The sequence below is a fragment of the Klebsiella sp. C360 genome (assembly GCF_048822415.1).
Lineage (GTDB): Bacteria > Pseudomonadota > Gammaproteobacteria > Enterobacterales > Enterobacteriaceae > Klebsiella > Klebsiella quasipneumoniae.
In genome coordinates this window covers 350,319-365,502 of record NZ_JBMEZZ010000005.1, presented here as the reverse complement: position 1 = coordinate 365,502, position 15,184 = coordinate 350,319, and the positions used below count along the sequence as shown (strand labels likewise).

At 57.1% G+C, this 15,184-nt stretch carries 12 protein-coding genes; all 12 read right to left on the bottom strand.

Annotated features, from left to right (window positions below; all coding sequences use genetic code 11):
* Positions 1-2: 2 nt before the first annotated feature.
* Positions 3-3,485 carry a DNA polymerase III subunit alpha gene (gene dnaE, locus ACOI7D_RS16595; protein WP_023292051.1) on the bottom strand — a complete coding sequence of 1,161 codons (3,483 nt, stop codon included), beginning with the start codon at positions 3,483-3,485 and terminating at the stop codon, positions 3-5.
* A gap of 17 nt (positions 3,486-3,502) precedes the next feature.
* A complete protein-coding gene (rnhB, locus tag ACOI7D_RS16590) occupies positions 3,503-4,102 on the bottom strand; it encodes a ribonuclease HII (RefSeq protein WP_004204458.1) in 600 nt (199 codons plus the stop codon).
* Positions 4,099-5,250, bottom strand: coding sequence for a lipid-A-disaccharide synthase (gene lpxB / locus ACOI7D_RS16585; RefSeq protein WP_060591192.1), 1,152 nt, complete (start codon positions 5,248-5,250; stop codon positions 4,099-4,101). Before lpxB ends, rnhB begins: the two co-directional genes overlap by 4 nt.
* Positions 5,250-6,038 carry an acyl-ACP--UDP-N-acetylglucosamine O-acyltransferase gene (lpxA, locus tag ACOI7D_RS16580; protein WP_004204455.1) on the bottom strand — a complete coding sequence of 263 codons (789 nt, stop codon included), beginning with the start codon at positions 6,036-6,038 and terminating at the stop codon, positions 5,250-5,252. Before lpxA ends, lpxB begins: the two co-directional genes overlap by 1 nt.
* 3 nt (positions 6,039-6,041) lie before the next feature.
* A complete protein-coding gene (gene fabZ, locus ACOI7D_RS16575; RefSeq protein WP_004145858.1) occupies positions 6,042-6,497 on the bottom strand; it encodes a 3-hydroxyacyl-ACP dehydratase FabZ in 456 nt (151 codons plus the stop codon).
* Between the two features lie 105 nt (positions 6,498-6,602).
* Entirely contained in the window at positions 6,603-7,628 is a 1,026-nt protein-coding gene (lpxD, locus tag ACOI7D_RS16570; RefSeq protein WP_032452898.1) for a UDP-3-O-(3-hydroxymyristoyl)glucosamine N-acyltransferase, read from the bottom strand.
* Between the two features lie 3 nt (positions 7,629-7,631).
* Positions 7,632-8,117 (bottom strand): molecular chaperone Skp, encoded by a 486-nt coding sequence (skp, locus tag ACOI7D_RS16565; protein WP_002889325.1) that lies wholly within the window; start codon positions 8,115-8,117, stop codon positions 7,632-7,634.
* 121 nt (positions 8,118-8,238) lie between these two features.
* A complete protein-coding gene (bamA, locus tag ACOI7D_RS16560; RefSeq protein WP_023292048.1) occupies positions 8,239-10,668 on the bottom strand; it encodes an outer membrane protein assembly factor BamA in 2,430 nt (809 codons plus the stop codon).
* A 31-nt stretch (positions 10,669-10,699) separates the two neighbouring features.
* Positions 10,700-12,052 (bottom strand): sigma E protease regulator RseP, encoded by a 1,353-nt coding sequence (rseP, locus tag ACOI7D_RS16555; protein WP_004204451.1) that lies wholly within the window; start codon positions 12,050-12,052, stop codon positions 10,700-10,702.
* An 11-nt stretch (positions 12,053-12,063) separates the two neighbouring features.
* On the bottom strand, positions 12,064-12,921 hold the full coding sequence (gene cdsA / locus ACOI7D_RS16550; RefSeq protein WP_023292047.1) for a phosphatidate cytidylyltransferase: 858 nt from the start codon (positions 12,919-12,921) through the stop codon (positions 12,064-12,066).
* A 12-nt stretch (positions 12,922-12,933) separates the two neighbouring features.
* Complete coding sequence (gene ispU, locus ACOI7D_RS16545) at positions 12,934-13,692, bottom strand: (2E,6E)-farnesyl-diphosphate-specific ditrans,polycis-undecaprenyl-diphosphate synthase (protein WP_032429282.1); 759 nt, start codon at positions 13,690-13,692, stop codon at positions 12,934-12,936.
* Positions 13,693-13,929: 237 nt separating this feature from the next.
* A complete protein-coding gene (gene ispC / locus ACOI7D_RS16540; protein ID WP_044521082.1) occupies positions 13,930-15,132 on the bottom strand; it encodes a 1-deoxy-D-xylulose-5-phosphate reductoisomerase in 1,203 nt (400 codons plus the stop codon).
* Between the last annotated feature and the right edge of the window lie 52 nt (positions 15,133-15,184).

The following is a 15,184-nucleotide window of genomic DNA, read 5'->3' as shown; positions in this document are numbered from 1 at the left end:
TATTAGTCAAACTCCAGTTCCACCTGCTCCGAGCCGATAAGGCCACGCAGATCGTTGAGTAAACGATCGCTCGGAGAGACGCGCCATGTTGCGCCGAAACGCAACCGCGCGCGTGCATCCGCCCTCTGATAGTAGAGGTGCACTGGAATGGTTCCCGAACGGTGGGGTTCCAGAGACTGACGGAGTCGGTTTAAAAGCTGGTCATCAATTTGCCTGTCCGTCAGCGAGATAGCAAGCCCGCGAGCATATTTTTCCCGGGCTTCGTCAATGTCCATGACTTCACGGGCGGTCATTTTAAGCCCCCCGCTAAAGTCATCAAAGCTGACCTGTCCGCTGACGATAAGTATGCGGTCTTTTTCCAGCAACTGCTGATATTTATCCAGCGCGTCGGTGAATAACATCACTTCCAGCCGCCCGGAACGGTCATCCAGGGTACAGATGCCGATACGATTGCCGCGCTTGGTGACCATTACCCGCGCCGCAATCACTAGCCCCGCCGCCGTGGTCACTTTTCCACGATCGGTCGGATGCATGTCTTTGAGCCTCACGCCGCCGACGTAGCGCTCAATCTCTTTCAGATACTGGTTAATCGGGTGCCCGGTCAGGTACAGCCCCAGGGTCTCCCTTTCACCATCCAGCACCACCTGCTCAGGCCACGGCTGGCAGCTGGCGTAGGACTGTTCAATCTGCTCAGGCTCTTCCGCCAGCACACCGAACATATCGGCCTGGCCGATGGCCTCGGCTTTGGCGTGCTGATCGGCGGCTTTCAGCGCATCGCCCAGTGAGTTCATCAGCGCCGCGCGATGCGGACCGAGACGATCGAACGCCCCGGACATAATCAGTTTTTCCAGCACCCGACGGTTGAGCTTTTTAATATCGGTTCGCGCGCAGAGGTCGAACAGCTCGCGGAAATAACCGCCGTTGTTGCGCGCCTCAATGATCGCTTCGATCGGCCCTTCGCCGACGCCCTTGATGGCGCCGATACCGTAGACGATCTCGCCGTCGTCGTTGACGTGGAAATGGTACAGGCCGGAGTTAATATCCGGGGGCAAAATTTTCAGCCCCATACGCCAGCACTCGTCCACCAGGCCAACGACCTTCTCGGTGTTGTCCATATCGGCGGTCATTACCGCCGCCATAAACTCAGCCGGATAGTGCGCCTTAAGCCACAGCGTCTGGTAAGAAACCAGCGCGTATGCGGCGGAGTGCGATTTGTTAAACCCGTAACCGGCGAATTTCTCCACCAGGTCGAAGATTTTCATCGCCAGCTCGCCATCAACGCCGTTTTTCTTCGCCCCATCCTCAAAGATAGAACGCTGCTTGGCCATCTCCTCCGGCTTTTTCTTACCCATCGCACGACGCAGCATATCCGCGCCGCCGAGGGTATATCCGGACAGCACCTGGGCAATCTGCATGACCTGTTCCTGGTACAGGATGATGCCGTAGGTCGGCTCCAGCACCGGTTTCAGGCTTTCATGCTGCCACTGTACGTCCGGATACGAGATCTCTTCGCGGCCGTGCTTACGGTCGATAAAGTTATCTACCATCCCCGACTGCAGCGGGCCCGGGCGGAACAGGGCCACCAGCGCGATCATATCTTCGAAGCAGTCCGGCTGCAGGCGTTTAATCAGATCTTTCATGCCGCGCGATTCAAGCTGGAAGACCGCGGTGGTTTCCGAGCGCTGCAGCATGTCGAAGCTTTTCTTGTCATCCAGCGGGATGGCGGCGATATCCAGCGGCCCTTCGCCGTTCTTCTCACGGCGCTTGTTAATCATCTCCAGCGCCCAGTTAATGATAGTGAGCGTACGCAGACCGAGGAAGTCGAATTTCACCAGCCCGGCGTATTCCACGTCGTTCTTGTCAAACTGGGTAACCGGATGCAGCCCCTGCTCATCGCAATACAGCGGGGCGAAGTCGGTGATTTTGGTCGGCGCGATAACCACGCCGCCCGCATGCTTACCGGCGTTTCGCGTCACCCCTTCCAGCTTACGCGCCATGTCGATCAGCGCTTTCACTTCTTCGTCCGCCTCGTAGATCTCCGGCAGCTGCGGCTCGGCCTCAAAGGCTTTCGCCAGCGTCATGCCCGGATCGGGCGGCACCAGCTTGGAGATGCGGTCGACAAAGCCGTACGGGTGACCCAGCACGCGGCCCACGTCGCGGATGACCGCCTTCGCCGCCATGGTACCGAAGGTGATGATCTGCGATACCGCGTCGCGGCCATACATATCCGCCACGTGCTCGATAACCTGGTCGCGTTTCTCCATGCAGAAGTCGACGTCGAAGTCGGGCATCGAAACACGTTCCGGGTTGAGGAAACGTTCGAACAGCAGGTCGAATTCCAGCGGGTCAAGATCGGTGATCTTCAGCGCGTAGGCCACCAGCGAGCCGGCGCCGGAACCGCGGCCCGGGCCGACCGGCACGCCGTTATCTTTCGACCACTGAATAAACTCCATCACGATCAGGAAGTAGCCGGGGAAGCCCATCTGGTTGATCACCTGCAGCTCGATATCCAGACGCTCGTCGTATTCCGGCCGGCGCTTCGCGCGCACTTCCGGATCCGGGAAGAGGAATTCCAGCCGCTCTTCCAGACCCTCTTTCGATTTCATTACCAGGAAATCTTCCGTGGTCATATCGCCGGTCGGGAACTGCGGCAGGAAATATTCGCCAAGCCGCACGGTGACGTTGCAGCGTTTGGCGATCTCGACGCTGTTTGCCAGCGCTTCCGGAATATCGGCGAACAGCTCGCACATCTCCTCCTCGCTGCGCATATATTGCTGTGGCGAGTAGTTGCGCGGCCGTTTCGGGTCGTCGAGGGTGAAGCCGTCGTGAATAGCGACGCGGATTTCATGGGCGTCAAAGTCGCCAGTGTCGAGGAAGCGGACATCGTTGGTCGCCACCACCGGCAGACCACGCGCTTCCGCCAGCGCCACGGCGGCATGGAGATAACTCTCTTCATCCTGACGACCGGTGCGGATCAGCTCCAGAAAATAGCGATCCGGGAAATGCTCTTCATAGAAGGAGACGCACTGCTCAACCAGCGGCATGTTGCCGCGGATCAGGCTGACGCCGACGTCGCCTTTACGGCCGCCGGAGAGCAGAATCAGCCCTTCCTGATGTTCCACCAGCCAGTCGCGATCGATCCACGGCCCCAGGGCGCCGTAGCCGCGCTGATAGGCGCGGGAAATCAGCAGAGTCAGGTTCTGGTAGCCGGTGTTGTTCGCCGCCAGCACGGTCAGCTCGGTAAATTCGTCGCCGAGCAGGTCGCACTGCACGTGGAAATCGGCGCCGACGATCGGCTTAATCCCCGCGCCGTGTCCCGTCCCGTAGAACTTCACCAGCCCGCAGAGGTTGGTGAAATCGGTGATCGCCAGCGCTGGCATGCCAAGCGAGGCCGCCTTCTTGACCAGCGGCCCGGTCTTTGCCAGCCCATCGATCATGGAATAGTCGCTGTGCACCCGCAGGTGTACGAAACGTGGTTCAGCCATCTTTAGATCCCGGTGACTTAGTTGGACGCCAGGCCCAGGGCACGCTTCACCGGGCCGAAACTGCGCCGGTGATGCTCTGTTGCGCCGTGTTCCTGCAGCTTCTGCAGGTGAACAGCGGTGGGATAGCCTTTATGCTGGGCAAATCCGTAGTGGGGAAATGCGAGGTCCAGCGTGGCCATTTCGGCGTCACGAGTGACTTTTGCCAGAATAGACGCTGCGCTGATTTCTGCCACCCGGCTGTCGCCTTTCACCACCGCCAGGGAGGGCATCGGTAGCGACGGACAGCGGTTGCCATCGATCAGAACAAACTCGGGCACAATGCTCAGGCCGGCGACGGCGCGCTGCATCGCCAGCATAGTGGCATGCAGGATATTCAGCTCATCGATCTCATGCGGCTCGGCGCGCCCAAGGCTCCAGCACAGCGCTTTCTCTTTAATCTCATCGAAGAGCGCCAGTCGACGCTTCTCGCTGAGTTTTTTGGAATCATTCAGACCCACAATCGGCTTCGCCGGATCGAGGATCACCGCCGCGGTCACCACCGCGCCAACCAGGGGGCCACGCCCGACCTCATCGACGCCGGCAACCAGATGGGTATGCGGATAGACGAACTCCATCATTGTTTTGCTAACTCCAGTACGGCGTCCGCCGCCTGCTCATCGGCGTTGCAGCGGATCTGCTGATGCAGCGCGCGGAATGTCTCATGCATCTCATGGCTGGTTTTGCCATCGGCCAGCAGCGGCTGCAGGGCGGCAGCCAGCGCCTGCGGCTCGCACTCATCCTGCAGCAGCTCTTTAACCAGCTCGCGCCCGGCCAGCAGGTTCGGCAACGAGACGTAGTCGGTTTTAACCAACCGCTTCGCCAGCCAGAAGGTGAACGGCTTCATGCGATAGCCAACCACCATCGGGCATTTCGCCAGCATACACTCCAGCGCCGCCGTCCCGGAGGCCAGCAGCGCGGCGTCGCTGGCGATCATCGCATCGCGCGCCTGGCCGTCCAGCATATGCACGATCATATCCGGCGCCGTCTCAGCTTTAATTCGCTCAAACTGCTCCCGCCGTTTAGCATTAACCAGCGGCACCACCACCTGCAGATCGGGATAGGTAGCCCGCAGAAGCTGCGCGGTTTTCAGGAAGTCCGCACTGAGCATTTCGACTTCCGCGCCGCGGCTACCGGGCAACAGCGCCAGGCAACGCACGTCGTGCGGGATCCCTAACCGGTCGCGCGCGGCGCCTTTGTCAGGATCCAGCGGCATCGCATCCGCCATGGTATGGCCGATAAAGCGGCAGGGAACGTTAAATTTGTCATAAAACGCTTTTTCGAAAGGCAGAAAGGCCAGCACCAGATCGGTTGATCTGCCGATTTTGAAAACGCGTTTTTGTCGCCAGGCCCAAACCGATGGGCTGACGTAGTGAATGGTTTTGATGCCCTGCTTTTTCAGATTCCCTTCGAGGGTAATATTGAAGTCAGGGGCGTCGATACCGACGAAAACATCGGGACGCACCTCGCCGAAGCGGCGGGTCAAATCGGCGCGAATATGGAGTAAGCGACGCAGGCGACCGAGCACTTCAACAATACCCATCACCGCCAGCTCTTCCATTTCGTACCAGGCTTCACACCCTTCTGCCTGCATCAGCGGTCCCGCCACGCCGACAAAGCGCGCATTCGGGATGCGTGCTTTGAGGGCGCGGATGAGGCCGGCGCCAAGAATATCGCCGGAGGTTTCTCCGGCGACCAGGGCAATCGTCAGGGGACGCTGTTCAGCCATTAACGAATCAAGCCGCGGGTAGAGCGGGCAAAGAAATCGACAAACGGCTGAACTTCAGGATGCTGAGTCGCCAGTTCGGCGATCTCCGGCTTGGCTTCTTCCAGCGTCTTGCCGCTGCGGTACAGCAGTTTATACGCGTTGCGGATCGCGGTAATCGCTTCCCGGCTGAAGCCGCGGCGTTTCAGACCTTCGATGTTGACGCCGAACGGCGTCGCATGGTTGCCCTGGGCAATCACGAACGGCGGAACGTCCTGCGCCACGCCGGAGCAGCCGCCAACCATAACGTGTGAGCCAATGACGCAGAACTGGTGCACCGCAGTCATGCCGCCGATAATGACATAATCATCCAGCGAAACATGGCCCGCGAGCGTCGCGTTATTGGCCAGGATGCAGCGATCGCCAAGCGTACAATCGTGCGCCACGTGGGCGTTGATCATCAGCAGGTTATCGTTGCCCACCTTTGTTAATCCACCGCCCTGTACTGTGCCGCGATGAATGGTGACGCTTTCGCGAATGCGGTTGCGATCGCCAATTTCCACCCGGGTTGGTTCGCCAGCATATTTCAGATCCTGGTTAACTTCGCCGATGGAAGCGAACTGATAGATCTCGTTGTCACGGCCGATTTTGGTGTGGCCGTTAACGACAACGTGAGACTTCAGTACGGTGCCTTCGCCGATTTCGACGTTGGCGCCAACAATACAAAACGGACCAATGTGGACGTTAGCGCCAATCACGGCGCCTTCTTCAACAATGGCGGTAGGATGAACAAAAGCGGTTTTATCAATCACGTATCAGGCCTCCCGGCTACGCGCACACATCATCGTCGCTTCGCAAACCACTTTACCGTCAACCAGCGCAACGCCTTTGAAACGGGTCAGGCCGCGGCGGGTTTTCTCGAAAGTGACTTCCATAATCATCTGATCGCCTGGTACTACCGGGCGTTTGAAACGTGCTTCATCGATACCCGCGAAGTAATACAGCTCGCCTGGTTCCAGTTTTCCAACGCTTTTGAATGCCAGAATCCCGGTGGCCTGCGCCATTGCTTCCAGAATCAGGACGCCCGGCAAAATCGGCTTACCAGGGAAATGCCCCTGGAAAAACGGCTCGTTTACAGAAACATTTTTTACTGCGCGCAGAAAACGACCTTCTTCAAAATCCAGCACGCGGTCTACCAGCAGGAACGGGTAACGGTGAGGCAGAAGTTCCAGAATCTCTTCAATGTGCAGAGTATGAGTGTCAGTAGTCAAAATACTCTTCCTGTCTAAATGTACTAAAAGGCAATAATAACACGGCCTGCGGCAATCTTTTAGCGAATGCAACAGGCCGGAAATGTCATGTGACCAAATGATGAATTAGTCTTGTTGATTAACCTTGCGCTCAATCGCTTTCAGGCGCTTGCTCATCTCGTCAATATTCATCACCAGCGCAGCGGTTTTACGCCACGCCTTGTTCGGCTGCAGCGGAATACCGGAGGAGTATACGCCTGGTTCGCTGATAGGACGCATCACCATCCCCATCCCCGTGACGGTGACCTTATCGCAGATTTCCATATGGCCGTTAATCACGCTGGCGCCGCCAATCATGCAGTAGCGGCCGATTTTCAGGCTGCCTGCCATGATGACACCGCCGGCAACCGCGGTATTGTCGCCAATCACCACGTTATGCGCAATCTGGCACTGGTTATCAATGATAACCCCGTTGCCAATCACGGTATCGTCCAGCGCGCCGCGGTCAATTGTGGTGCAGGCGCCGATCTCCACGCGATCGCCAATAATGACGCGACCCAGCTGCGGGATCTTCACCCAGTTGCCGCGATCGTTGGCGTAGCCGAAGCCATCCGCGCCGATCACCGTGCTGGACTGGATCAGGCAATTCTCGCCGATCTCAATCTCATGGTAAACGGTCACATTGGCCCACAAACGCGAGCCGGCGCCTATTTTCGTATTTTTCCCAACGAAGCAGCCTGCGCCGATGACCACGTTATCGCCCAGCTCTACCCCGGATTCGATAACGGCGTTGGCGCCGATGGCAACGTTGCTACCCAGCTTCGCCGTCGGATCGATAACCGCGCTCGGCGCGATATCCTGTGCCGGCTGCGGCGTGGTATCCAGAATTTGAGCCATGCGCGCGTAGGTCAGGTAGGGATTACGCACTACCAGCGCGGCGCTATGGGCAAAAGGCAAATCATCCTGCGTCATCACAACGGCAGAAGCCTGGCAAGCGGCCAGGTGTTCACGGTACTTAGGGTTGACCATGAAAGTGATTTGGCCCGTTTTCGCGCTCTGCATGGACGCAACGCCGGTGATGACGATATCGCCATCACCGTGTAATTCTGCATCCAACTGCTGCGCAAGATCAGCCAGTCGAATTGAAGGCATTACTTATTTAACCTGTTTCAGCACATCAGCGGTGATGTCTTTTACATCGCTGCTGTTGTATGCAACGGCATTCGCGTCAACCACCAGATCGATGCTCTGATCTTTCGCTACGCTCTGTACGGCAGTCTGGATACGGGTCACCAGTTTGCCACGCTCTTCGTTGGAACGACGAGCGCGATCCTGTTCAAACGCCTGCGCTTTCTGGGAGAAGGTCTGGCGCTGAGCCATCACGTCTTTTTCCAGTTTGGTACGATCGGCGCCCGGCTTCATGGACTGCAGACGCTGCATTTTAGACTGCAGGTCGCCTTCCATACGCTGCAGTTCGCTAGCGCGGCCTTTGAACTCGTTTTCCAGCGTGTTGGAAACGCCAGTTTTCTGGGCAACCTGTTGGAACAGGCTGTTCATGTTCACCAGGGCAATTTTATCTGCCGCCTGAGCGGAAGTTACCATTGCCAAACCCAGACCTGCAGCTAATAACCACTTTTTCACAATAAACTCCTTACCATCCCATGAGTACCCAGGGGTACCGTTATTTGCGTGGCGAGGCGATAAACGCGTTATCGCCTACGGTCAGCGCTATACTGCACTTGCATTCCATTGCCGCCAACAATTACCAGGTTTTACCAATGTTAAACTGGAACTGTTCGGCTTTGTCTCCATCGTACTTTTTGAACGGTTGGGCGTAGGAGAAGACCAACGGCCCCAACGGCGACATCCACTGCACGGCAATACCCGCAGACATACGGATGTTGCTCGGATCGCTGTAATCCGGATAACCGCCATACGCGCTCGAATCCCAGTGAGTATCCCATACGGTACCCATATCCCAGAAGAAGGAAGTCCGGACCGAGTTCGCATATTTGTCACTAATGAACGGCGTCGGGGTAATCAGCTCCAGGCTGGCCACCGCCATCGCGTTACCGCCCACCGCATCATCGGATTTACACGGTGCGGATTCGGTGCTCTTACATTCATTATCGTAGCTGTCATCATCGTCATGACGGCTGCTTGCCGGGAAATACACTGCCTTCGGACCAATGGTGTTCGACTGGAAGCCACGCACGGTGCTGGAGCCACCGGCATAGAAGTTCTCATAGAACGGCATCTCTTTGCCGCCGATACCATCGCCATAGCCAAAGCGGGTACGACCCAGCACCACCCATTCATGATCGTTGTCGATCGGCACATAGGTGGCGGTATCCAACGTCGCTTTGTAGTATTCGTTGTCCGAACCCGGAATGGTCACTTTACCGTTCAGGTTGACGCGCGAACCTTCCGTTGGGAAGAAGCCGCGGTCAAGCTTGTTATAGGTCCAACCGTAGTTGAAGGTGAAGTCATTCGCACTGAACGAGTTCCGGTCGTTGGTGTTGTCCGGATACTGGCCCATCGAGTTCAGGTAACGCCACATCGCCACCTGCGGCTGCATATTGGACAGGGAGTTATGCACATACCCGACGCCGGCGCGCAGCGTGTTGTATTCGTTGACCGGGAAGCCCAGCGTGATGTCTGTACCATAGCTTTTGTTAGTATAGTCAGACAGATCCGCATCGTTCGCATCAAAGTCATTATAGAAGACACGGCCGCCGAGGCTCACACCGTCTACGGTGAAGTACGGGTTGGTCACCGACAGCTCGGTATAGGTTTGGTAGTCGTTTTTGGTGCCGTTGATCCCGACAGCATAGCCAGTACCTAACCAGTTATCCTGCTGAACGCCCGCCTGGAAGCTGACGCCGCTCTCGGTACCGTACCCGATACCGAAGTTGAAGCTACCGGTGTTACGCTCTTTCACCTTGTAGACTACGTCGACCTGGTCCGGGCTGCCCGGGACGCGCTGGGTATCGGTATCGACCGTTTCGAAGAAGCCTAAACGGTTGAGACGGTCTTTACCCTGATCGACGAGGTCGCTGCCCAGCCACGCGCCTTCCATCTGGCGCATTTCGCGGCGCAGAACGGCATCTTTGGAGGTGTCGTTGCCTTCGAAGCGAATTTTACGCACGTAATAGCGGTTGCCCGCATCGACGTTGACGTGCAGCTTAACGGTTTTATCGCTGTCGTTGATCTCCGGCTGCGACTGCACGCGCGGGTAGGCGTAACCATAACGACCCAACAGTTTCTTGATGTCGTTTTCCATCTTGGTCACTTTCGCGCCGTTATACAGTTCACCCGGCTCGACTTTGGTCAGCGCTTCGATTTCCGCGGAATGGCCGGCGAGGTTGCCCGTCACCTGCACCCCGGAAAACTTGTACTGATCGCCTTCGGTGATGTTGACGGTGATGTAGATCCCTTTCTTATCCGGCGTCAGGCTGACCTGGGTAGAATCGATGTTGAAACGGGCATAGCCGCGATCCAGGTAGTAGCTGCGCAGGGTTTCAAGGTCGCCCGCCAGCTTCTGCTTCTGGTATTTACGGTCGCCGACCACGTTCCACCACGGTACTTCATCGCGCAGCTGGAAGTGGGAGATCAGCTCATCAGTCGAAAACGCATGGTTGCCGACGATGTTGATCTGCTGAATTTTAGCGGAGACGCCTTCCTGGAAGACCAGTTTCAGGTCGACACGGTTTCGCGGCAGCGGAGTAACCACCGCTTTGACGCTGGCGCTGTATTTACCGACGCTGTAGTAGAAATCCTCGAGACCCTTCTCGATGTCCGCGATGGTCGTGCGGTCAAGCGACTCGCCCACCCGAACGCCAGAGGCCTCAAGGTTCTGCTTGAGCATGTCATCTTTCACCGACTTGTTGCCGGAGAAGGTGATGCTGGCGATCGTCGGACGCTCTTTCACCTGCACCAGCAGGGTATCACCATCGCGCAGGACGCGGACGTCCTCGAAGTTGCCAGTGGCAAACAGCGCGCGAATAGTGTTACTGATATCATCGTCGGTCACCGTATCGCCAGGACGCACTGGCATACTGAGGAGGGCCGCACCAACAGCGACACGCTGCAAGCCTTCGAAATGAATGTCCTTCACCACGAACCCTTCAGCACCGTATACAGTCGCGCTGCTAAACAGCAGCGACGCTATGAGCAACTTTTTCATCGCCATCGTTATTATGCGTTCTTCCTAACAAACTCTCTTATAACCGAGAGAAATCATTGAAAAGTGCAAGCCCCATTAACAGCACCAGCAGTATTGAGCCAATGCGATAACTAAAGTCTTGAACTCGCTCGGATACCGGCCCGCCCTTCAGCTTTTCAATCGCCAAAAACAGCAGATGTCCCCCATCCAGTACGGGTAGTGGGAACAGGTTGATGATTCCGAGGTTCACGCTAATCAGCGCAAGGAACATCAGATAATAAATCAACCCAAACTCCGCTGACATTCCAGCCCCCTGAGCGATAGAGATCGGCCCACTGAGGTTGTTCAGTTTGACATCACCGGTTATCAATTTACCCAGCATCCTGACCGTCAGCGACATCAGCTGCCAGGTTTTATCCGTGGCTTCAGCGATGGCGGCAAACGGTCCGTACTGACGTACTGTCTTGTATTCTTCAGGCAGCGGGATGACCTTTGGCACCACCCCTGCGAACCCTTCTGCCTTACCTTTCACCGTTTTTGCATCCGGCGTCAGGGTTAACGGCAGCGCACTCCCCTGCCGTTCAATCTCCAGCGCCAGCGCTTTGCCCGGATTATCGCGCACCAGATTAACAAACGTCATCCACTGCGTTAACGGTTGTCCATCGACTTTAACGATCCGGTCGCCCGCTTGCAAACCTGCTTTCTGAGCTGCCGAGCCCGCCTGGACTTCCGCCAGCACCGTATCAATCTGCGCGCTGCGCGGCTGGATCCCTAGCGACGTCACGGGATCTTGCTTGTCTGGCTCAAACGCCCAGTGCCGCAGATCGACGATTTTATCCTGGCGCTGATTGGTCCCGAAAGGGGCGACGGTAAGTATTGTTTGCGGGTTGCCGATTTTGGCCACCAGCTGCAGACGCACCGCATCCCAATCAGGCGTTTCGATACCATCTATCGCTTTAAGTTCCGTGCCTTTTGCAATTTGTGCTTGCGCGGCAACCGAATTGGGGGTTATTTCACCCACTACCGGGCGAACTCCAGGAACGCCGATGATGAAGACCAACCAGTAGGCAAAGATAGCGAAAAGGAAGTTAGCGATGGGACCGGCGGCAATCACCGCCGCACGCTGGCCGACGGTTTTATTATTGAAAGCGTAGTGGCGCATCTCCGGCGCCACCGCTTCAACACGCTCATCCAGCATCTTGACATAGCCGCCCAGCGGGATCAGGGCAATGACGAACTCCGTACCCTGCTTATCCATCCGCCGCCATAGCGCTTTGCCGAAGCCGATAGAAAAACGCTCAACCCGGATACCGCAGCGGCGCGCTACCCAAAAATGGCCAAACTCATGCACCGTAATCAGTACGCCAAGCGCAATGATAAAAGCTGCCAGATTCCAGAGCACGCTCAGCATATAACCTTCCGTCAAATCGTCCTGAAGACCAACAGTAGCAGACAGGCGAAGACCGGCACCGCCGCCGTCAGGCTGTCGATACGATCGAGAATACCGCCATGTCCGGGAATCAAGTGCCCGCTATCCTTAATGCCGGCCTCGCGCTTAAACATACTTTCCGTCAGATCGCCCAGCACCGAAGCCAGGGCTGCCACCACCGAACAGACCAGCAGCACCGTTGGCGTAACGTCAAGATGGGCCCACACCCCGTAGGCCCAGGAGATCACCGCCGCGGTCAGCAAACCGCCAAAAAAGCCCTGCCAGGTTTTCCCCGGCGAGACCTTCGGCGCCAGCTTGTGCTTGCCAAACATTTTGCCAAACATATAGGCGCCGGAGTCCGCGCCCCAGACCAAAATCATCACATACAGGAGCCACAGCGCGCCGCTGTAATGGTTATCGGTATAGTGCCAGGCGCGCAGCGCCAGCATGCCCCAGAAAAACGGGACGATGGTCAGGATACCGAAGATAAGGCGCAGCACTTTCGAGTGCCGCCAGAATGCCGCCGACGCCGGATAAGAGAGCACCAGCAGCAGCGCGACGATCCACCAGGCGAAAGAGGCCCACAGCGAGCCTTCAACCATCGGTTGATGAACGTCATAATGGTATTCCGGCAGCAAAAACAGCATCGCCGCCAGCAGAAGGCCGCACAACACCGCCAGCCAGACCCGCTGCGACGTCGAGGTGAAACCGCTCAGTTGCCCCCACTCCCACGCGGCGAGCATACAGACCACCAGGGTCACGATAGCAAACCCCATCGGCGGCAATAAAAACAGCGCCGCAATGACGACGGGGATTAAGACGAAAGCAGATATCAGGCGATACTTCAGCAAAAGTGACCCCCATCAGGCATGACTGCCACCCGGCTCAGTGCCGCCGAAACGACGCTCTCGATTAACAAAGGCATGGAGTGCACCTTCAAAGTCCTGTTCAGCAAAATCGGGCCAAAGAACATCCGTAAAGTAAAGTTCGGCATAGGCAATTTGCCAAATCAGAAAATTACTTATTCGGTGCTCTCCCCCGGTCCTAATAACTAAATCTACGGGAGCCAGTTCATGCATGCAGACCTGCTGACTCAGCATGTCTTCCGTGATCTGCTCAGGCAGCAGCGTCCCGTCCTGTACCTGTTTCGCCAGAAAACGAACGCCCTGGGTAATATCCCAGCGACCGCCGTAATTGGCCGCAATATTCAGGGTTAAGCCGGTATTGTTCGCGGTCAGCGCTTCCGCTTTGCGGATACGCTCCTGCAGGCGCGCATTGAAGCGCGTGGTGTCGCCAATAATCCGCAAACGCACATTGTGTCGGTGCAGGCTTTTGACTTCGCTATCCAGCGCCCAGACGAACAGCTCCATCAGCGCACTGACTTCCTGAGCCGGACGGTTCCAGTTTTCGCTGCTGAACGCGTATAACGTTAACGCCTCAATTCCATTATTCGCCGCGAAAGAGACCGCGCGACGCACGGATTTCGCACCGGCCTTGTGCCCGAAAGCGCGAATTTTACCTTGCCGTTTCGCCCAACGGCCGTTGCCATCCATAATAATGGCGACATGACGGCAGCCATGTGTAGGCGATATTTCGCTGACAGTTTGATTAGCAGACAACATCACGCGTTTTAAGTCCATAATAAGGATTAACTAGCCACCAAACAGAGGCCACCGGGCCGCGCTGGATACGCATTTTTATCCGGTGCCGGGGCTGCAGCCAATCGCAGAGAACAACCAAAAGCTTTACGCAAAAAAGCCGTGTTTTGCCACGGCCACCGTAATCTTCAACAACAAAATGCAACGATCGGGTGGCGCAGACTATATCACTGAAGCTTTGCGCCCACAAATATCACCGCGTTACGCCTGGGTGACCAACCGCTTCAGCTGTTGATGAGCAACCGCGCGGGCCTCAGCGTCGATAACCAGAACGTCATCAATGCTTTGCGGCTCCAGCAGGTTCATCTTATCCAGCACTGCCAGGTTAACCGCCGCAATATCGGTAAAGCGGATATCGCCCTGCAGAAACGCGGCAACCGACTCTTCATTGGCCGCATTCAGCGTGGTGGTCGCCGCCTGGCCGACGTCAAACGCCTCCATCGCCAGCTTCAGGCACGGATACCGCGTATAGTCTGGCGCGGAGAAGCTCAGATTGCTCAGCTGACAGAAGTCCAGCGGCTTAGCGCCGGAGTTCAGCCGCTGCGGCCAGCCCATGGTATGGGCGATCGGCGTGCGCATATCCGGTTCCCCAAGCTGCGCCAGCACGCTGCCGTCCTGATAGCGAACCATCGAGTGGATCACCGACTGCGGATGGATAAGGACCTCCATCTGCCGGGCCGAGGCGTTAAACAGCCAGCGCGCTTCAATATATTCCAGACCTTTGTTCATCATCGTGGCGGAGTCGACGGAGATCTTGCGTCCCATCGACCAGTTGGGATGACGGCAGGCCTGATCCGGCGTCATCGCCGCCAGTTCAGCTACCGCTGTCTCGCGGAAAGGCCCGCCCGAGCCGGTCAGCAGAATGGACGAAACGCCGTTCTGCGCCAGGTCAGCGTATCCCAGATGCTGCTGAATTGTCTCCGGCATACTCTGAAAAATCGCGTTATGTTCGCTGTCGACCGGCAGCAATCGCGCCCCCGACCGTTGAACCGCCTCCATGAACAAGCGACCGCAGGTCACCAGCGACTCTTTATTTGCTAACAACACCGTTTTTCCGGCGCGGATCGCCGCCAGCGTCGGCACCAGACCCGCCGCGCCGACGATAGCCGCCATCACCTGATCGACCTCCTCCAGCGCCGCGACCTCTGCCGCCGCCTGCTGGCCACTCAGCACCTCGGTACGGCAGCCATGTTCCTGCAGACGGGTGCGCAACCGCTCAGCGCTTTGCGCATCGTCCATCACGGCGTAACGGGGGGTAAATTCAAGGCATTGTTCAACCATACGGTCAACGTTTTTCCCCGCGACCAGCGCGGCGACGGAAAAGCGACCGGGATTATGGCGTACCACGTCCAGCGTGCTACAGCCAATGGAGCCGGTCGAACCGAGAACGGTTAATTGCTTCATGAGACGTCCAGAAGAGTGGAAACAGAATAAAAAGCAAAACGCCGCCAGCAAG